Origin of the sequence: Pedobacter sp. CFBP9032 (assembly GCF_034045265.1) — a bacterium.
In the GTDB taxonomy this organism is placed as follows: Bacteria; Bacteroidota; Bacteroidia; order Sphingobacteriales; family Sphingobacteriaceae; genus Pedobacter.
In genome coordinates this window covers 221,632-242,781 of record NZ_JAXCWE010000010.1, presented here as the reverse complement: position 1 = coordinate 242,781, position 21,150 = coordinate 221,632, and the positions used below count along the sequence as shown (strand labels likewise).

Annotated in this window: 12 protein-coding genes; 9 read left to right on the top strand and 3 right to left on the bottom strand. The window is 36.7% G+C overall.

All coding sequences use genetic code 11. The features are described from left to right. Window positions 1–755 precede the first annotated feature (755 nt). The 5 genes from SOM16_RS18115 to SOM16_RS18095 all read left to right on the top strand — a co-directional run bounded on the left by SOM16_RS18115 (window position 756) and on the right by SOM16_RS18095 (window position 10,396). Entirely contained in the window at window positions 756–3,050 is a 2,295-nt protein-coding gene (locus SOM16_RS18115) for an ATP-dependent helicase (protein ID WP_320465410.1), read from the top strand. A gap of 675 nt (window positions 3,051–3,725) precedes the next feature. Continuing rightward, window positions 3,726–7,265: a chromosome segregation protein SMC gene (gene smc, locus SOM16_RS18110; RefSeq protein WP_320465409.1), complete on the top strand. Its 3,540-nt coding sequence runs from the start codon at window positions 3,726–3,728 to the stop codon at window positions 7,263–7,265. Between the two features lie 383 nt (window positions 7,266–7,648). Beyond that, window positions 7,649–8,599: a M28 family peptidase gene (locus tag SOM16_RS18105; RefSeq protein WP_320465408.1), complete on the top strand. Its 951-nt coding sequence runs from the start codon at window positions 7,649–7,651 to the stop codon at window positions 8,597–8,599. A 181-nt stretch (window positions 8,600–8,780) separates the two neighbouring features. Further along, a complete protein-coding gene (locus SOM16_RS18100; RefSeq protein ID WP_320465407.1) occupies window positions 8,781–9,155 on the top strand; it encodes a BlaI/MecI/CopY family transcriptional regulator in 375 nt (124 codons plus the stop codon). 194 nt (window positions 9,156–9,349) lie between these two features. Next, complete coding sequence (locus SOM16_RS18095; protein WP_320465406.1) at window positions 9,350–10,396, top strand: M56 family metallopeptidase; 1,047 nt, start codon at window positions 9,350–9,352, stop codon at window positions 10,394–10,396. A 95-nt stretch (window positions 10,397–10,491) separates the two neighbouring features. On the opposite strand, the gene SOM16_RS18090 is transcribed toward SOM16_RS18095, so the two are convergent. The 3 genes from SOM16_RS18090 to SOM16_RS18080 form a co-directional block, all read right to left on the bottom strand. Next, window positions 10,492–11,646 carry an ATP-binding protein gene (locus SOM16_RS18090; RefSeq protein WP_320465405.1) on the bottom strand — a complete coding sequence of 385 codons (1,155 nt, stop codon included), beginning with the start codon at window positions 11,644–11,646 and terminating at the stop codon, window positions 10,492–10,494. A gap of 173 nt (window positions 11,647–11,819) precedes the next feature. Continuing rightward, on the bottom strand, window positions 11,820–12,455 hold the full coding sequence (rsmG, locus tag SOM16_RS18085) for a 16S rRNA (guanine(527)-N(7))-methyltransferase RsmG (RefSeq protein WP_320465404.1): 636 nt from the start codon (window positions 12,453–12,455) through the stop codon (window positions 11,820–11,822). A 24-nt stretch (window positions 12,456–12,479) separates the two neighbouring features. Next, window positions 12,480–13,607 carry a glycosyltransferase gene (locus SOM16_RS18080; RefSeq protein WP_320465403.1) on the bottom strand — a complete coding sequence of 376 codons (1,128 nt, stop codon included), beginning with the start codon at window positions 13,605–13,607 and terminating at the stop codon, window positions 12,480–12,482. A 223-nt stretch (window positions 13,608–13,830) separates the two neighbouring features. Between SOM16_RS18080 and tgt the strand changes: the two genes are divergently transcribed. From tgt to SOM16_RS18060, 4 genes are all read left to right on the top strand, one after another. After that, entirely contained in the window at window positions 13,831–14,961 is a 1,131-nt protein-coding gene (gene tgt, locus SOM16_RS18075; RefSeq protein ID WP_320465402.1) for a tRNA guanosine(34) transglycosylase Tgt, read from the top strand. Window positions 14,962–14,963: 2 nt separating this feature from the next. Next, on the top strand, window positions 14,964–16,067 hold the full coding sequence (locus SOM16_RS18070; protein WP_320465401.1) for an LptF/LptG family permease: 1,104 nt from the start codon (window positions 14,964–14,966) through the stop codon (window positions 16,065–16,067). Between the two features lies 1 nt (window position 16,068). Then, the gene (locus SOM16_RS18065) at window positions 16,069–16,947 is read left to right on the top strand and encodes a DMT family transporter (protein WP_320465400.1); all 879 of its coding nucleotides are present in this window, start codon (window positions 16,069–16,071) and stop codon (window positions 16,945–16,947) included. Between the two features lie 1,380 nt (window positions 16,948–18,327). Continuing rightward, the gene (locus SOM16_RS18060) at window positions 18,328–21,132 is read left to right on the top strand and encodes a hypothetical protein (protein ID WP_320465399.1); all 2,805 of its coding nucleotides are present in this window, start codon (window positions 18,328–18,330) and stop codon (window positions 21,130–21,132) included. Window positions 21,133–21,150 lie beyond the last annotated feature (18 nt).

Sequence of the window (21,150 nt, the reverse complement as noted above, 5' to 3'; positions counted from 1 at the left end):
TCTTTGATTTGCTAACCACCTTATACACCTAAGTTAGACAGCAAAATGTTAAACACCACGGCCTATATGTTCTTAAATGTCTTAGATGGTGAAAAAATTTAGCTGATTTTAAATATATCTTTGATTGGTTAACCACCTTAGACACCTAAGCTAGACAGCAAAATATTAAACACCACCGCTAAGTTGTTCTTAAATGTCTTAAATGGTAAAAAACTTAACTTTTTGTAAAACATATCGTTGATTTATTAACCACCTTAGACACCTAAGCTAGACAGCAAAATATTAAACACCACGGCTAAGTTGTTCTTAAATGTCTTAAGTGATGAAAAAATTTAGCTGATTGTAAAATATCGTGATTGGTTAACCACCTTAGACACCTAAGCTAGACAGCTAAATCTTAAACACCATGGCCTATATGTTCTTAAATGTCTTAGGTGGTGAAAAATTTAGCTAATTGTTAAATATCATTGATTGGTTAACCATCTTAGACACCTAAGCTAGACAGCAAATGTTTAAACACCACGGCCTATATGTTCTTAAATGTCTTAGATGGTGAAAAATCAGCCGATTGCTTAGTGGTATCGCTACACTAACCTCAATACTTTGAGATAAACCCATTGCCTGAGCAATTTCAACTAACCTCCACGGATAATCAGAGCTGCCACATTCACACAAATGAGAAACTAATTACCAACACCTTTAGCAAAAAGACAAGAGAATTGTTATTTTTGAGCCTCAAAAAAACAGGAGCCAATTTGGACTATTTAGAAGGATTAAACCCACAGCAAAGAGCAGCAGTAGAGAATACAAAAGGACCGGTAATGATCGTTGCGGGTGCTGGTTCAGGTAAGACACGCGTAATTACATACCGTGTGGCGCATTTGATTCAAACCGGTACCGACCCATTTAATATCCTGGTTTTGACCTTTACCAATAAAGCTAGTAAAGATATGCGCGAGCGGATTGGAAAGGTGGTTGGTGCAGAGGCGAAAAACATCTGGATGGGAACCTTTCACTCCGTTTTCGCGAAAATATTAAGGGTGGAGGCAGAGAAAATAGGGTATCCAAATAACTTTACCATCTACGATACTGATGATAGCAAGAGTGTAATCCGTGCCATTTTGAAAGAAATGCAACTTGACGACAAATTATATGCAGCCAACTTTGTTTTTGGTAGAATCTCTTCTGCAAAAAACAATTTGATATCCTGGGGTGAATATCAGGCCAATGATCAGATCCAGGCAGAAGATATTCAAAATAAACGTCCGTTAATTGGTCAGATTTATGAGCAATATGCTAAACGTTGTTTCAGAGGTGGTGCAATGGATTTTGATGATTTGCTTTTCAAAACCAATATCCTGTTAAAAGAACATCCGGATGTTTTAAATAAATACCAGCAGAAATTCAGGTATTTAATGGTAGATGAGTATCAGGATACCAACTTTTCGCAATATACCATCGTAAAAAAACTTGCCGCAGCTTACCAGAATATCTGTGTAGTGGGTGATGATGCGCAAAGTATTTATGCTTTCCGTGGGGCGAACATTCAGAACATTCTAAATTTTGAACGTGATTACCCTGATTTAAAAGTTTATAAACTAGAGCAAAACTACCGCTCTACACAAAACATTGTTGATGCAGCAAGCAGCATTATCGCCAATAATAAAAATCAGTTAGAGAAAAATGTTTTCTCTGAAAATGCAGAGGGCGACAGAATCAAGGTTGCCCGTGCTTTTACGGATAATGAAGAAGGAAAACTGGTTGCAGAATCCATCATTCAGGAACGTGGACTAAAAGGATACAAGCATAGCGACTTTGCCATCCTCTATCGAACCAATGCGCAAAGCCGGGCAATGGAGGAAGGTTTACGGAAGCTGAATATTCCATATCGCATTTACGGCGGACAGTCATTCTACCAACGTAAAGAGATTAAAGATTTAATTGCATACTTCCGCTTAACTTTTAATCCGAAGGATGAAGAAGCGATAAAACGGGTGATTAATTATCCAAAACGTGGTATTGGAGATACTTCTATAGATAAAATCATTGTAGCTGCAGATCAGAACAATGTAACGTTGTGGGATGTAATTTCCAATGCACATCAATATGTCGACGGTCGTTTAGCCAATCAACTGAATGATTTTTCGATGATGGTTCAAAGCTTTCAGGCGGAAGCGAAAAAATTAGATGCCTATGATTCTGCTTTATTCATCGCACAACATGCTGGTATTTTAAAAGAACTTTATACTGATGACAGCGTAGAAGGTAGGTCGAGATATGAAAATATTCAGGAATTATTAAATGGTATAAAGGAGTTCGCAGAGCGTGAAGATATCGAAGAAAAAGGTCTGGATATTTTTATGCAGGATGTGGCACTTTTAACCAATGATGATAAAGACGGCGATAAAAACAAAGACACCGTTTCATTAATGACGATTCACTCGGCCAAAGGTCTGGAGTTTAAAAACGTATTCATTGTTGGGTTAGAAGAAAACCTTTTCCCGTCACAAATGTCGGTAAATTCCCGCTCCGATCTGGAAGAAGAACGCCGTTTGTTTTATGTAGCCATTACCCGTGCAGAAATAAAACTGACCATTACTTATGCCACGTCGCGCTACCGTTGGGGCACACTAACCAACTGTGAGCCAAGTCGTTTCATCAACGAGATTAATCCAAGGTTCTTAGAGTTAGATGTTAAACCTGCCAAAAGCAATATGATTGAGGGCAATTTTGACGATGAACGCAAGACCTGGACTTCACAGCCCCGCGATTTCTTGAGCAAACCGAAACCAACAGCCACTACATCTGCACCAACGCGTCCGAAAACAACTTCATTACTGGCGAAAGCACACGTACCTACACCAGGATTCACCCCTTCTCAACCCAATGAATTTCAAGGCGGTATGGAAGTGGAACATGAAAAATTTGGCTTCGGAAAGATTATCAGTTTAGAAGGCAATCTACCTGATGTGAAAGCAACCGTATTTTTTCAGGGACTTGGTAATAAACAGCTGTTGCTGAAGTTCGCGAAGTTGATGATTGTGAGGTAGCTTAGGTTATAGCCTTAACTATTTTGCCACGGAAACACAGAGACACGGAATTAATTGAGCTTTTCCGTGAATTCGGTGTCTACTTGTCGATAATTATAAATCTTTGCTCAAGGTCAGCCAATAAACAATTGCCATTGAAGTCTTAGAAATTAATGACTTTTAAATTGGTTAGGTTGTAGCCTTAGCTATTTTGCCACGGAAACACAGAGACACGGAATTAATTGGGCTTTTCAGTGAATTCGGTGCCGACTTGTCGATAATTATAAATCTTTGCTCAAGGTTAGCCAATAAACAATTGCCATTGAAGTCTTCGAACTTAATGACTTTTAAATTGGTTAGGTTATAGCCTTAGCTAATTTGGACACGGAATTGATTGACCTTTTCCGTGCCCTCAGTGCTTCCGTGGCAATATTTTATTTGCCAAAATAATAATACGTATTGGCACGAAATCAATTTCACTAATTTCCTGTGACTTTAGTGCTTCCGTGGCAACACTTCTAAAAATCTTCTCTGATTTTGTTCGTGCCCTCGGTGAAATCTCTGCGTGCTCTGTGTTACCCGCCTTTGTTTTCTTTGCGAAAACCTTCGCTTCCTTTGCGGTTAAACCTAAAACTTCTACTTGAAAAACCTCAAAATTTTCCTTATTATTGAGTTCAGTTCCTCCGATTAAAAACCATGCAACTTACTCGATTAGAAATTAAGGGTTTCAAGAGCTTTGGCGACAAGGTAACCATCAATTTTAATGAAGGAGTTACGGCTATTGTTGGCCCTAATGGTTGCGGAAAATCAAACGTAATTGATGCCATGCGTTGGGTTTTAGGCGAGCAAAGCACCAAGGCTTTACGGTCAGAAAAAATGGAAAATATCATTTTTAATGGCACTAAGAACCGCAAGCAGGCACAATTGGCAGAGGTTTCTTTAAGCTTTGATAATACTAAAAATATTCTCCCAACAGCCTATTCACAAGTTACCGTAACGAGGAAATTGTATCGTAATGGGGATAGTGAATACCGCTTAAATGATGTGCAGTGCCGCCTCAAGGACATTACAGACCTTTTTCTGGATACCGGGATAGGTTCTGATAGCTATTCTATCATTGAGCTCAAAATGGTAGATGAGATCATCACCAACAAAGAACATAGCCGGCGCTCATTGTTCGAAGAAGCATCGGGCATTTCAAAATACAAGCTTCGCAAAAAGCAAACATTCAACAAGTTAAAAGATACAGAAGCTGATTTAGAACGCTTGGAAGACCTACTTTTCGAGATTGAGAAGAATTTGAAAACACTCGAAAATCAGGCTCGAAAAGCCGAACGTTATTATAAACTAAAAGAGCAGTATCGGGAGTTGAGCATTCAATTGGCTACGCACAGAATTGCATTTTTCCGTACCGATTTAAATGTACTGGAAACGCAGGAACAAAACCAACAGGTTGCCAGAGCAGCATTCAGCACAAAAATTGATCAAACTGAAGCAGAACTACAAAAGCTTAAGCTGGGCAGCATCCATCAGGAAAAAAACCTCTCTGTACAACAGAAAGCAACGAATGAGCTGGTTTCAAAAATCCGTGCTTACGAGAGCGAAAAAAAAGTAAAAAACGAGCAAATGCGTTTCCTTCAGGAAAAAGAAACCCGTTTGGCTAGTGAACTGGAAAAAGATAAAAACCAGCTTAATCACATTAAGTATAATATTAAGCGTTTAAATGAAGAAGTTTTAACAGAAACAGCGGTTTTTGATCGCCTGGATAGTGATTTGAAATTACTAAAAATTACACTCGATACCTCAAGAGAACAGCAACAAACAGAAAAGAATAGAATTGATAACCTGGTTAAATCATTAGGTGAATTACAAAATCTGGTTTATCAGGCCCAAAAAGAGATTGATATTTTCAATATACAAAAAGATGCTTTGGTACAGGAAACCAATCGAAATGTTGATGATACCGAAACGAAAACGTCAGAACTAAAAGCATTCGATCATGCCCTCGCTGAGCTTGATATCCAAATTACGGAAAAGCAGCACGCTATTAAACAACTAAAAGAAGCAGAAGAAATACTCAGGGAGCAATTGGCAGAAACGGAAGCAAGCCTAAATTCCAATAAGGAAAAGTTAACTTCCGAGAATCGTAAAAAGGATGCCAGACAAAACGAGTATAACCTAACCAAATCGCTAGTTGATAGCCTAGAGGGCTTCCCGGAGTCTATCCGTTTCCTGAAAAAGAACAATACTTTTGCAAAAAGTGCCTTGCTCCTATCAGACATTTTATTTTGCAGCGAAGATTATCGCATTGCGATAGAAAACTACCTGGAGCCTGTGATGAACCATTATGTGGTTGATTTTTATGCCGATGCTGTTCAGGCCATTAACCTGTTAACTGATGCTACCAGAGGGAGGGCTAACTTCTTTATTTTGGAAAATATTCCAGAAAAAAAAGCTACATCAAGCGATTATGAAGGTTTAATTTCGGCACTTTCTGTGATCGAAGTGGATAAGAAATATCAGCATCTTTGCAATCTCCTTTTGCAAAACGTATACATCGCCATTGATGAACAGGAAAATCTGTTCAAAAAATCGTCAGCAGATGGTTTAACCGTCCTGGCTAAAAACGGCAAATATGCACAAACTAAATTTACATTATCAGGTGGTTCTGTAGGACTATTTGAAGGAAAAAGAATCGGTCGTGCGAAAAATTTAGAGAATTTAGCGAAAGAGATTAAACAATCTGAATTGCTTATCAATCAATATAATCAAGCTATCTCAGCGGCAACGGAACAAATTCTGCGGTTAAAATCGTCTTCTAAGGTTACTCAAATCAACGGTTTACAACAGGAACTTAACCGATTGAGTAACGAACAGATCTCTCTCCAAACCCGTCGCGATCAGTATCAGGAGTTTATTACCACGAGTGAGAATCGTAAAACCGATATAGCGCAAAAAATTGTCTCCATAGAGAAATCGCTTTCCGAAAAGTTACCGGCGTTAATTGAATTGCAAAAGAAACAGCAACAAAATCACTTAAACCTTCAGGAACAGCAATTAAACTATCAAGATATCGCAGATCAGGTTAATGACAGTGCCCAGAAATATAATCAGGATAATATCCGTTTTCATCAACAGCAAAATAAATTATCCAGCTTGGAGAAAGACCTCGATTACCGGTTTGTTCAGGAAGAGGCTTTGGATAAAAGAATAGCTCAGCATGATAAAGAATTTCAGGAAACGTTAATACAAATTACAGCAACGTTACAGCATACAGATCTCAGCGATGATACACTGTTAGAAATGTACCAGCAGCGTGAAGAGATGGAAAAAGGTCTGGCAGAAGCAGAAAAAGAATATTTTGAAAGCAAGGGGAATATCAATGAATTAGAAAACACCTTGACGAACATTCGCAAAAACCGCGAGGAAACAGATCTTCTTTTAACAGAAATTAAGGATAAAAAGAACACCCTGAAAATAGATTTAAACTCATTGAAAGAACGTTTAGCCGTTGAGTTTAACATCGACATTAACGATCTTTTGGAAACCGAAACGGAGGTCGAAGCGATGGAAAGTGAATTCGAAATTCGTCAGAAAGTGGAGAAAATGAAACGGCAGCTGGATGAATTTGGCGCCATCAATTCAATGGCGATGGAGGCTTTTAAAGAGATGGAAGAACGTTATGTGTTTATCCAAAACCAGAAAAAAGACTTAAATACAGCCAAAACAGACCTTTTACAAACCATTAAAGAGATTGATGATACGGCAAAAGAAAAATTTATGCAGGCTTTTACACAAGCACGTGAACATTTTATCGTTGTATTCCGTTCACTTTTCAATGAGGAAGATAGCTGTGACTTGATCTTATCAGATATCAATAATCCACTTGAGGCCGATATCGACATCATTGCCCGTCCGAAAGGAAAAAGGCCGCTATCTATTAACCAGCTATCTGGCGGTGAAAAAACACTTACCGCTACTGCCCTCCTATTTTCACTTTACCTCTTAAAACCTGCACCATTCTGTATTTTTGATGAAGTTGATGCCCCACTGGACGATACGAATATTGATAAGTTTAATAACATCATCCGGAAGTTTTCAGATCAGTCGCAGTTTATTATTGTGTCTCATAACAAACGAACTATCGCGAGTACTGATATCATTTACGGCGTAACGATGGTAGAGCAAGGTGTATCAAGGGTGGTTGCCGTAGATTTAAGAGAAGTAGCGGCTTAGTGGAAAGAGAGTAAGGAGGCAGGATTTAAGAGTAAAGATCAAGGAGCAAAGAGTAAGGAGTAAAGATTAAAGACCAAAGCCGAAAGCTTGAAGACCAAAGCCGAAAGCGAACCTTTGTATTTATATTATCAGGAGAGGGCTTTTCGACCTGATGAAGAAACTTATTTTGTAAAGGAAAATCAATACTTTCTATAGCCATTATTCATAAAATTGATCTTGATAAAGCATATTTTCAATGTTAATTAAACTTTGAAAATGAAATACTATAATCCAAATAGCATTCAATTCGACATTAAATAATTAATATCTTTAAAAAAATTTGAATACACATCGTCCTGGAGTACGGCTTGCTTTAATCCTTGCCGTGATGTAAATAAAAAATTATGAAAATCCTTTATATTATTCCCTTTGCCATGATGCTCAGTTGCTGTTCATCAGTAAAAAATCAAAGCACAGCAGGCTCCGGCAAGTTAGATGCACAACTTTTAAAAGATGTAGAAATCCTTTCCTCTGATGCTTATCAAGGTCGGAGAACCGGTACCAAAGGTGCAGAAATGGCAAGGGCTTACATCATTGCCCGTTTTCAAAAGCTGGGCTTGAAATCTTATCCTCAAAATATAAATTATGCGCAAGAATTTACCTTTAATTCCCGAAATGGGGCAAAGGTAAACGGTACCAATGTAATCGGATACATTCCGGGTAAAGGGAACAACGTCATTGTAGTTTCCGCTCATTATGACCACCTTGGAACGGTAAAGGAGGAAGTATTTAATGGTGCAGATGATAATGCATCCGGAACAGCGGGATTATTGAAAATTGCTGCTTACTTCGCAAAAAACAAACCGAACAACACCATCATTTTCGCCTCATTTGATGCAGAAGAAATGGGTTTACAAGGGGCTAAGGCCTTTGTTGCCAATCCCCCCGTGCCAATCGGCACAATTGCCGTAAACCTTAATATGGATATGATTGGCCATAGTGAAAAGGCTGAGTTATATGTTTGTGGCACCTATAAATATCCAAATCTGAAGAAGTATATTGATACTACCAGAAAAGATATTAAGGTTTCTTTAGGGCACGATGATCCTAAACTTGGTCATGATGATTGGACAAACCAAAGTGATCAAGGTGCATTTAACGCCAAGGATATTCCATTTCTCTACTTCGGTGTGGAAGATCATAAAGATTATCACAAAGCAACAGATGAATATTCTACCATCACCAAACAGTTCTTCAGCGATGCTGCTGTTACGGTATTAGATGTTGTTAAAAATATTGATAGGCAAACTGGTTTGCAACAATCACTAAAGGATAAAATGATCATGAAAAAATAACGAAAACAAATTTCATTAAAGATCTGAACCTGCCCATAAAGCAGGTTTTTTAATGCGCCGATATTTTCGACTAAAAATTAATCTACTGATATACAGTAATTTATAATTAAACTATAAAAATAGTTTTTTAACTATTTTTATAGTCGTATATTCAAATAAGCAAACTATATAAATAGTTATTATGATAAAAGAACTTACTAAAGCTGAAGAACAGATTATGCTAATTCTTTGGGATATGGAAGAAGCGTTGGTTAAAGATGTGATTGAAAAAATGAATGAACCTAAGCCTGCCTATAATACCGTTTCTACGGTGATTCGGGTTTTAGAAGGAAAAGGTTTTGTAGACCATAAAGCCATTGGGAATACCTATATCTACTTCCCTATCATTAAAGAAGCAGATTATAAGAAGTTTGCACTCGATAAAGTGATGAACAATTATTTTGAGAACTCGTACGAAAGTCTTGTTTCATTCCTGGTAAATGATAAAATCATGAGCAATAATGAATTGACAGAGTTAATTCGGCTTGCAGAAAAACTTAAAAAAGACCAATCATGAATCTGATGTACTATCTACTAGAAGCCAACCTATATCTAATAATATTTTATGGGTTCTACAAAATATTTCTGCACAAGGAAACCTTTTATACCTTAAACAGGTACTTTCTGATTGTAAGCGCTTTAATTGCTTTCACTATTCCTTTTTTCCAGTTTGGATTTTTGCAGACAAATGCTGTTGAAAGTCAAATCATAATGAATCAACAAACCGAATCCGGCACAGATGGTCTAATTTCAGTCCAGATTATCCTCATTGTCTATCTCCTCCCGGCATTGTTTTTTCTCTCCAAATTGGCCTGGGGGTTCAGACATCTATTTAGACTGCTCAAACAATCAGATCATAAAACTGATAACGGTATCGTCATTATAGAATTACAGGATACAAAATCGGCATTCTCATTTTTCAACCTTCTGTTTTCTGATCCTGATCTGCCTCAGAAACGCACGATCATGAATCATGAAATGGCTCATATTAAGCAGAGGCACAGCATTGATGTGCTATTCTTTGAGATTATTGGATGCCTGATCTGGTTTAATCCTATAATTTATAAGCTTAAAAGTGATGTAAAACTATTGCATGAATACCTGGCGGACGAAGAAACGACTGATAAAGGGATCAATAAATATGAATATGCAATGTTCCTGATCCAAAATTCTTATGGCGACCAATCTATCCAATTAACGAATCAGATATTTAATTCATCCATTTTAAAAAGAAGAATAAACATGTTAAATCAGAAAAAATCCGCAAAATGGGCCAGGCTCAGATTGCTGTTGGTATTGCCTGTTACAGGCGCTTTAATTTGCGCATCAACAATGGCTTTTACTAAAAATTACGGCGTGGTAGACCTTTATCCAAACAAGAATGCAGTGTTACTAACAACTGCGCAAGATACCACAAAAAAGAGGAAGGTAAAACAAATTAAGATCGTACCTGCTCCGCCAGTACCTACTGGAAAAGGATCAAAACAAGTTCCGCCGCCACCTCCGCCGCCGCCAACAGTTTTGAAGATAAAAATCCCAAAATCACCTAATACACCAACACTTCCGCCGCCACCTCCGATTGAGCCAAAAGGAAAAGCGAAAGAATCAAAAAATTGTATCACTACGGTTAAGGGCGCAAAAGTGATGGATAAGCCTGAAGAATTAACTGTTGTGATAGCAGAACCGGTACCGTTAAAGGCAAAAACAAAACCTGTTAAAAAAGAGGTAGTTTATGTAGAAGTCCTTCCTAAAAGCTAATACTTAGTGCGGTACATAAATCACAAATTTTGTATCAAAGAAATCTTCCTCAAAATAAGCTGAAAGCGGATACAATTCTGCTTTCGGTTTTTGCATTATATTACTTTTTCCCAAGGCTTTACTTCAACACCATTACTCCTTTTTTGAGTAGCCGAACCAGTATAGCAAACTATAGTTTTTATAACTTTTTTGTCATTTACGATATTTTTAAAATACAATAAGCCTTTCTGATAATCGGCATTCATTGTAGCTCCTGCCTTAATTTCTATAGCAGTAACCGAAGTAGCCGTATCGAGCAAAACATCAAGTTCATTGCCCGTTTTATCTCTCCAATAGTATAGATTATCCTGAGAGCCATTATTTAAGCGTTGTTTCAATAAATCTATGATCACCATATTTTCGAACAAAGCACCAATACTTGAATGAGATTTTAACTGTTCCTTATTTTGTATCCCTAATAAACTACAAACGATTGCTGTATCGTAAAAATAGAGCTTTGGGGCTTTAATGATCCGCTTATTATAATTATTATAAAATGGTTTCAGCAGATAAATGATGTAACTGGATTCTAAAATATTTAGCCATGCCTGCACTGTTTTAGCATCAATACCACAATCATTTCCTAATGACTGCATATTTAGTATTTGCCCGGTTCGACCTGCGCACAAACGTAAAAACTTCATAAACAAAACTAAATTTGTTATATTCTTTAATTGGCGAACATCTCTTTCTACATAGGTGTTAATATAATTGGGATACCAATCTGTAGCCGTAATGTTTTTATATAAAGGTTCAGGATAACCCCCATTAAAAATATGGTTTTCGTAACTGGATAATAGTTTGGCTGTTTTCAATTCTTTCAAACTACAAGGTAATAGATGGAGATATGCTACCCTCCCCGCTAAAGTCTGTGAGATACTTTCCTGCATTAAAAAGTTATTACTGCCACTAAGTATAAAAAAACCAGCTTTATTATTTTCATCAACAATTTGCTGAATATATGAGAATAAATGAGGTAACTTTTGTACCTCATCTAAAATGGCTCCATTTTTAAACTGCCTTAAAAAACCGTTGGGATCGGTAATGGCAAAATCAGCTATATCAGGGTTTTCTAATGATACATATGGTTTACGTGGAAAAGTAGCTTTGCAAATGGTAGTTTTGCCACTTTGTCTTGGCCCGACAACAGCAACCACTCTAAACTTAGAAGCCAACTGTTTTAATTTATTTTTTCCAATTCGCTGAATCATGAAGCAAATATAAAAATAATCTGGACTAATCCGGAATTGAATTCCGGATTAGGACAAAAAATAAACACAAATTCTTCAAAAACAAACACTTAGATAAAGTGATATATTCATAAATAAAACACATTACAATATTACACTTCTTGCAATGAAAATGGTTTAATACTCTTAATCAATTACTGCGGTACATAAACCACAAATTTTGTATCAAAGAAATCTTCCTCAAAATAAGCTGAAAGCGGGTACAATTCTGCTTTCAGTTTTGATTCTTTAATCTCTTCTTCCAAATCACCACCTTTTAAATAAAGAATACCATTAGGAATGGCATTTATCGAATCTTTTTTAAACTTGCCCTGAATCCACGGATAAAATTCCCCTAAACGGGTAACTGCTCTTGAGATCACAAAATTGAACTTACTCTTGATCTGTTCAGCTCTTAAGTGATCAGCCTGTAGATTTTCTAACCCCAAAGCAGAAGCCACTTCCTTAACTACTTTAATCTTTTTGCCGATGGAATCTACCAGATGGAAATTCGTTTCAGGAAATAAAATAGCCAATGGGATACCCGGAAAACCACCACCCGTTCCTACATCTAAAACAGATTCTCCAGATTTGAACGTACAAACTTTGGCTATCCCAAGCGAATGCAAAACATGGCGCTCATATAATTCCTCAATATCTTTTCTGGATATCACATTAATTTGCGCATTCCAGTAACTATACAAATCAAACAGTTGCGAAAACTGAGCAATCTGCTTCTCGGTCAGGTCTGGAAAATATTTTAAAATAATATCTGGTTTTACATCAGCCATAGGGTAACTCTTAATGATTGTAACTTACTTCCAATTTACTTTTTTCTTGCCAAACATGGCTAAGAATCCGTTCAACGTTAAAAACAGAAACAAAAGTATATCTAATATTGGGAACCACCAACGTAAATCGCCATAGTTTAAACGTTTGAGTAGTTTTGGATAGATAAAACTCCTAATGAGGATGCTCAGTAACAGAATACCTCCCGCTACGTATTGGGCTTCCCTGCTTAAAAACATACTGGCCACAAAAAATCCGTAGAAAAGAAGTTGAAAGATAATTTGTAAACTTAAAATGAATTTGTGCTTCGCCTTATACATTTTTCCGGCACCAAAGTGACGCTTTTTCTGTTTAAGATAACCGTTCCAGGTACGATTAGGTTCGCTCCACACATGGCTGTCTGCATGGATACGAATTTCGGTATTACACTTATTCGCATGCGCATTCACAAATAAATCATCATCCCCCGATGGAATATGCATGTGTGCGGCAAAACCCTTATTTTTAAAAAACAATGCCTTTTTATAAGCCATATTCCGACCTACGCCCATATACGGCATTCCTTTCAATGCAAATGAAAGGTAGTTGACGGCAGTAAAAAATGTTTCGAACCGAATCAGCGCATTTAATAATCCACGTCTTTTAATATATGGTGAATAACCCAAAACGATTTCTATGTTTTCATCTTCGGGTTGCTGCATGTTCATTAGCCATTGATCAGATGCAGGCGTACAATCTGCATCGGTGAAAACCAACCATTCATGTTTAGCAGCCTTGATGCCCATCGTTACGGCAAACTTTTTACCAGCCAAAAACTTATCGTTATCTAATATTTTTACAACTTTTAAATTGCTGTATTGCTCTGCCATCTGCTCCAGGAATTCTTCTGTACCATCCCAGGAGCGATCGTTAACCACAACCACCTCATATTCAGGATAATTCTGTGTCATCAGTGCAGGCAGGTATTCAGTTAGGTTTTTAATTTCATTTCGGGCGCATACAATTACACTTAACGGTTTTCTACCGATGAAAGGGATTACCTCTATCGTAGCAGTAGCTAATTTTAAATGAACAAATAATACGTAATAAAGCTGAACTAAAAGGCAGAAAGCCAATATCGAGAGCAGGATAATTTCTGTTAAGGTTAAGATCACAATGGTAAAATAAATAGGCGCAAATTTCGCATTTTAAATCTGCAATATACCTGATGTTCAAAAAAACCTTAAGATTATTATTTTCCTGATAGGATTAAGGACATGAATCGACCAACTCTTCCCACTATCAATTCATTCCTGGTATCTGAATTGTTTAATCCAGGCTATTAAACTCTTCAACAGTATATATAGGTGTGTTAAATTTGTTACTTTTGTAACCTATATGAAATTTACTTTACAGGCAAACGATCCATTATCAAAGGCCAGAGCCGGGACCGTTACCACTGCCCATGGCGAAATACAAACGCCAATTTTTATGCCTGTTGGCACCGCCGGAACAGTTAAAGCCGTTCACCAGCGGGAATTAAAAGAAGATATTGATGCTAAAATTATATTAGGCAATACTTACCACCTTTACTTAAGACCGGGTTTAGATATTTTGGAAACCGCCGGAGGTTTACATAAATTTATCGGCTGGGATCGTCCGATTCTAACCGATAGCGGTGGATACCAGGTTTATTCATTAAGTAAAGTGCGTAAAATTAAAGAAGAAGGTGTTACTTTCCATTCGCATATTGATGGATCAAAGCATCTTTTTACCCCAGAATATGCCATGGATATTCAGCGTACCATTGGCGCTGATATTATTATGGCTTTTGATGAGTGTACACCTTACCCTTGCGATTATACTTACGCCGCGCAGTCAATTAAAATGACACACCGCTGGTTAAAACGTTGCTGCACACGTTTTGATAATACAGAACCAAAATACGGCTTCGATCAAACACTATTTCCTATTGTTCAAGGTTCGGTATATAAAGACCTGAGAATAAAATCTGCAGAATTTATTGCCAGTATGAACCGTGAAGGCAATGCCATCGGTGGATTATCTGTGGGTGAACCTGCTGAAGAAATGTACGCTATGACCGAAGTGGTTTGTGATATATTACCTTACGAAAAACCACGTTACTTAATGGGTGTGGGTACGCCAATCAACATTTTGGAGAACATCGCACTTGGCGTAGACATGTTTGATTGTGTAATGCCAACCAGAAATGCACGTAATGGAATGCTTTTTACCCGAAACGGGATTATCAACATTAGAAACAAAAAGTGGGAAAATGATTTTTCTCCATTGGATGCTGAAAGTGATTTACATGCAGACAAGGTAACCAGCAAAGCTTATTTAAGACATTTAGTGCACAGCAAAGAAATGCTTGGAGCGCAAATTGCTACATTACATAATCTACATTTCTACCTGTGGTTAGTTAAGCAGGCCCGGGAGAAAATAATTTCAGGCGAATTTTATGACTGGAAGAATAAAATGGTGAAGGTTTTAGGTCAAAAATTATAAGAATGAGTCTGTTAAAAGGAAAGATTAAAATCATTGATCAGTATATTATCGGTAAATATCTGGGTACGTTTATCTATACCCTGGCTATTTTCGTGATCATTATTGTGGTATTTGATCTGTCCGAAAAAATGGATGATTTTATGAAGAGTGGCCTCAGTTTCTGGGGCATTCTTTCTAAATATTATGCGGGCTCCATTCCATTTTATGTAAACATGCTCTCGCCGCTAATCAACTTTATTGCTGTAATTTTCTTTACGGCTAAAATGGCTGATCAAACAGAGATCGTTCCGATTTTAAGTGGAGGAGTTAGTTTCAACAGATTTCTCTTACCTTATTTCGTATCAGCTACAGTGATATTTGCAGCCAATCTCGGTTCAAATCTTTACGTTTTACCCTACACCAATACGTTAAAAAATAGTTTTGAGAATACCTATGTGAAGCGTAACGATCCCTCAACAAAAACAAATATCCACATGAAACTGGACGACAAAACTTATATCTATCTGGAAAGTTTTGACAACAAAACCAATTATGGTTATCGGTTTTCATTGGATAATTTTAATGGTGATGTGCTGGTAAAAAAGATAGTAGCCGATAATATTAAATGGGACTCTACAAAGCGAAAATGGCAACTGAGCAATTACTCTATTCGTAGAATAAACAGCCTTAAAGAAACAATGATTTATGGAAACGGTAAACTAAAAGATACCATTTTTGATATGCGCCCTGATGATTTTTCTGCCTATGCAAATGTGGTTCAGAACTTATCTACAGAAGAACTTGCCGACAAAATCCGGAAAGAAAAAATCAGGGGAACAGGCATCATGAACGACTTGGAGTTTGAGCAGTATAAACGTTTTCTGCATCCACTTTCTGCCTATATTTTAACGCTGATTGGCGTAGCATTATCATCGCGTAAGGTTCGAGGTGGGGTAGGTGTTTCCCTTGGGATCGGAATCTTTATTAGCTTCGCTTACATCGTCTTCAATCAGTTTACGCAGATGTTTTCTACCAAGGGTGGATTGCCACCTGTTATCGCTGTAATCTCTCCAACTATTGCATTTGGCTTACTTGGCATTTATTTATTGAAAAGAGCGCCAAAGTAAGATGGAGAGCACTAAAAAAAACTTATTAATTCTTCATTTTACAGTGTTAATATGGGGCTTTACCGGAGTGCTCGGTAAGGTAATTTCGATAGATGCAGTACCCTTGGTTTGGTACCGGGTACTGATCGCAACAACTACGCTTTTTGCGTGGTTTATAATCACGAAAAAGAATATTAAAATTTCAAGAAAACAATTTATTCAGTTCTTTTTAACTGGCGCCATCGTTGCCATTCACTGGATATTTTTCTTTCATGCGATTAAAGTATCTACCGTTTCAGTGACGTTAGTATGCCTTTCTTCCTTCACTTTATTTACTGCAATTCTAGAGCCACTGATCAAAAAACAGCCTATTCAGATTGGAGATATCTTGGTCGGATTGATCATCATTCTCGGCATCTATATGATCTTTAAATTTGAAGGCCAATATACTTTAGGTATAATTTTCGGACTTCTTGCCGCAGTAGCGTCAAGTCTTTTCTCCACGATAAACTCTACCCTTGTTCAGAAAAGTGAGCCTTCTATTATTGGTTTTTATGAGCTGGTTGGTGGATTATTTTGGATCACTTTATACCGTTTATACGATGGATCTTTAATCCATTCTCCTTTTAACCTTAGCCTGAAAGACTGGCTTTATATAGGCCTTTTAGGTACGCTTTGCACATCAGTAGCTTACGTGGCAGGTGTCTCCGTAATGCGAACTTTATCAGCATTTCGGGTAGCATTAATCACAAATCTGGAACCCGTTTACGGAATACTTTTGGCCTTTATTTTCTTCAAAGATAAAGAGCAAATGACCGCTGGATTTTACATCGGAGCAGCCATTATACTAAGCACTATATTCTTCTATCCTATTTACAAAAAACGAAGAAACAAACTTTAAGAATAGCGTATTCCAAAATCCTTTTTTAACACTATTTATCACCGTAAAATGCTATAAAAAAAGCGACTAAATCTTAGGTGATTTAACTTTGATATAGTTGTTATTTCTAATACTAAATCTAGGCCATAATACCCTACTTGAGGGCATTATATTCTGAGATTAAATCTTTAAATATTGCAGCTGATTTCATCGGCGTTTTAAATAGTTTAACCATCAGATTAGAAGCTAAAACAGGCTGTAGAACATTGGTTATTAAGCCGTATGTTATTCAATAATATCACAAATGCAGGGTATGAAACCTGAGACTTTTACAGTCAAATAAAAGCCAAAAACCACCTCCATTCCAATAATGCAACTACCTTAAAATTTAAAATATCAGACCAGATTTTGACCATTCTGAGGTGAAAGTCAGTTAGATTAGATAAATTTTAAAGGGGCAAAGCCAGGCATCTTACAAATAATAAAAAGATACGAAAAAAAATACAAACCACTGTATAAAAGATACTTACATAACCAAAGCAATGAACAGTGATATTTATGGCTAAAAGATTAAAAACGGACTACTGTTCCTGAATATTTGAAAGATTTGCCATTAGGAATATAAAATTAGGTGCATTTCAGATACTATTACAGTTAAAATTTATACATCATTCAAAAAAATCGACATCTGTATTTGATAAAAATCACTTGCCATAAGACCTGTAATTATTGTTTACGAACTAAAAAAGGAGCATTATCACATACCCCTAATCTGCTTAAAAGACTGTTGAATGAAATCTTATTTAATATGATTACCTATCTTCTCCAATTAAACTTGAAAGATATAAACACCAACGAGATGACATAATGACATTATCCACATTCATTATTAATATGTCTAATTTATATAAAAGTTAACGACTCAATATCAATTTGCAAATAGATTCTGAAGTTAAAAATGGGATCTGGTTATTATTGTCTGCGCCAAATATTGAGATGATTCAGATATTACTTAGATAAATTTTAAATTCTCGAATGGTTTCGTGAGCGTTTCTAGGTGTAGCGATTTACAATCGAAAGCGAATCACAGGTCAAAGCAAGCAGTAATAATCAACCACATCTCCATCATAATTTTAGAAAACAACGAAAAATAATTGCTTAAAATAGATTAATAAGTGTAATTTAAAGCACTATATCGAACGCATCACTAAAGCCTTTTTTAAAGCGTTCCAACCTATATAATGAATAACAAAACCGTAAATAAAATCAATAAATATGGAATTCAATAAAAACATAAGTTATTGATTATCAAAATTTAAAATAGTACTATATAAATTTAAATAATAGAATCACATCCAAGTTCAAATCTTAAAAAACTAATAATTTTAGCATTCGTAATTAATGAAACCAAATAAACTAAACAGTAAACTAATTATCAGTTACTTAACATCAATTTCATTAAGTATCGTTTCACATTCTGTTTTTGGTCAAATCTTCAGCACTGCACAGAACCCACTTAGTGTACATTGGAATGCTATTGAGTCTGGCGGCTTTAAGATCATCTATCCCAAAGAACTTGAAAATGATGCCCAGCGCATGGCGAGAACATTGCCGTTTATTTACTCAAAAGTTGGATTGGGATTAAGACAACACAAAACCTCGATTCCGCTCCTACTCCAAAACCAGGGAACAATCGCCAATGGTTTTGTCCAGCTTGGCCCGAAGAAATCTGAGTTCTACACTACACCTCCACAGTATTTTGATAGTCAGGATTGGCTGAATAATCTTGCTGTTCATGAACTTCGACATATTGCACAGTTTGACAAACTGACAGGAACAAAAGCGCGACCTTTCCCCGAACTGGTTTACTTTGCCTACTTTGGAGCGGGCATCCCGATCTGGTTTTTTGAGGGTGATGCGGTGGTTAACGAAACCGCATTGACCGGGTCAGGCAGAGGACGCCAGCCGAATTGGATCATGCCATATCGCACATCACTTTTGGAGGGCAAAAAATTATCTTACAGCAAAGCCTATTTTGGATCTAATAAAGACGTCACACCTGGATATTATCAAACAGGATATTTGATGGTTGCAGACATGAAAGAAAAATTCGGGCAGTTCATATCAGATAGCTTACTCGGAGACATCAGGAAACGTCCATTTAGAATTTACCCTTTCTCGAAAAGCTTAAAAAAATATACTGGAAAAAATACCAGAACATACTTTCTTTCCACCCAGAATAATGTTGCTGAAAAATGGAAAAACCAGCAAGATATTGTAGTGGCAAAAAGCTATGAATCACTCAACAAAAAAACTACGTTGGCAACCAATTATTTTCTACCTGTAAGGTTAAATAAAAATCAGGTTTTAGCACTCAAAGAAAGTAAGCAGGAAGCAAGGCATTTTGTACTGATCAACGACGATCAATCTGAGCAAAAATTATTCGGAATAGGTTACCAGGAATATCCATGGTTTAGCTTAAAAAACAATATGATTGTTTGGGATGAAATTCGCTACGATCCACGCTACAAACAAAGGAGCTATAGCGTAATTTGTTCCTATAATTTACAGACCAAAAAGTTCAGAAAATTAAGTAGCCAAAGCAGGCTCTTCTCCCCCACCCTATCCAGCGATGGCAAAAAGATAATCGCTATAAAGGTTGAACTTAACAACCAGTTTAATCTGGTAGAAATTGATGCGTCTACCGGGAAGATTTTAACGACCTTTCCAAACCTTGAAAATGAAATTTTGCAGACCCCAAGTTATGATCTTACCGAAAATAAAATTGCATACATCAGCGTAACGGAAAAGGGAAAAAATTTATGCTTACTGGAGGGTGATAAAAAAACTTTGCTCATAGCGGAGAGCAGACAGCAACTGAGCAGGCCAATTTTTATCGACGATAAAATTGCATTTAATGCACACTTCAATGGCATCGATAATATTTATGAAATCGCAATTAATTCTAAAAAAATATCAGCACTAACAGCATCGAAATATGGGGCTTTCAATCCTTCGGTAACAATGGATGGAAAAGTCATTTTTAATGATTATAAAATCAACGGGTATGAAATAGCGGAAACTGACATCGCGCAAAAACCCATTGGCGAAAACGGCTTTGTTGATTTTGCAGCAGCGGCAGAAAAACAGGAAAACATCGGCAACGTTTTCAACAATATTCCCGACTCGATTTTTCAATCAAAACGGTATCGTCAAAGTCTAAACCTTTTCAGCGTACACAGTCTGATTCCTGTTATCGACAATGAATACGTTTTTGGTTTAGAACTTCAGTCGAACAATCTATTGAACACGATGGATTTCTATACGGGCGCAAAATACCATAGAGATTTAAAGCGTTTTGAATACACTGCAGATATTCGTTATAAGGCGCTCTATCCAGTTTTAAGCGTTACCTATCGCAACAGACCAAAGCGAACGTTCTATCACGCTAAGAATGTAATTCAGCAAGGAGATTGGCGGGAAAACTATGTAAAATTAAATGCATCACTTCCACTCTCTTTCAATGCCAGGAATCAAACCTATTCCTTTACCCTAAATACAGCTACAAGTTTTACACAACGGTACGCACCTGAAAATATGCCATCTAATTTTATTAAAACTTTAAGATTCCCGATGGAGTATAATTTTACTTTTAATCACAGTGTACGAACAACCGAAAGAGATATTGCACCAAGATGGGCACAAGTGTTACGAGCCACTTATAATCATCAGCCATTTGATCAAAATCTTAATGGCGAAATTATGGCACTTGAAAGTTTTTTCTATTTTCCGGGCTTTGCAAAAAACCATTCTTTTCTGGCAAGTTTTAATTATCAAAAAGCAAGTGGCGTAAATCAATATGCTACTGAGATTGCCACGGTTTATGGTTATAACAACATCCTGGCAAAAAGCAAACTGCAAAATAGCTTATTGTTTAATTATCGTTTCCCGTTTGCATTTCCCGATTGGGAATTAGGTCCGCTGGCGTACGTTAGAAATTTTAGAGCGGGTGTATTTTCTCACTATGAAAACATTGGAAAAAGCACTAATATTAGCGAACCAAAAACTTATGGCGTAGAATTGAATACCAGCGTAAACATTTTACGGTACCAACCTGTTGTAGATCTTGGTGCGAGGTTGGTATTTGTAAATAAGATATACAATCAAAATCCTATATTAGAGTTTTCTTTCAATTACAGCTTTTAAACCAAAACCTTGAAAAAG

Coding starts and splice junctions, on each gene's coding strand:
- SOM16_RS18070 (WP_320465401.1), top strand. CDS start 14,964: ATGAGTCTGTTAAAAGGAAAGATTAAAATCATTGATCAGTATATTATC.
- SOM16_RS18065 (WP_320465400.1), top strand. CDS start 16,069: ATGGAGAGCACTAAAAAAAACTTATTAATTCTTCATTTTACAGTGTTA.
- rsmG (WP_320465404.1), bottom strand. CDS start 12,455: ATGGCTGATGTAAAACCAGATATTATTTTAAAATATTTTCCAGACCTG.
- SOM16_RS18090 (WP_320465405.1), bottom strand. CDS start 11,646: ATGATTCAGCGAATTGGAAAAAATAAATTAAAACAGTTGGCTTCTAAG.
- smc (WP_320465409.1), top strand. CDS start 3,726: ATGCAACTTACTCGATTAGAAATTAAGGGTTTCAAGAGCTTTGGCGAC.
- SOM16_RS18105 (WP_320465408.1), top strand. CDS start 7,649: ATGAAAATCCTTTATATTATTCCCTTTGCCATGATGCTCAGTTGCTGT.
- SOM16_RS18095 (WP_320465406.1), top strand. CDS start 9,350: ATGAATCAACAAACCGAATCCGGCACAGATGGTCTAATTTCAGTCCAG.
- SOM16_RS18060 (WP_320465399.1), top strand. CDS start 18,328: ATGAAACCAAATAAACTAAACAGTAAACTAATTATCAGTTACTTAACA.
- SOM16_RS18100 (WP_320465407.1), top strand. CDS start 8,781: ATGATAAAAGAACTTACTAAAGCTGAAGAACAGATTATGCTAATTCTT.
- tgt (WP_320465402.1), top strand. CDS start 13,831: ATGAAATTTACTTTACAGGCAAACGATCCATTATCAAAGGCCAGAGCC.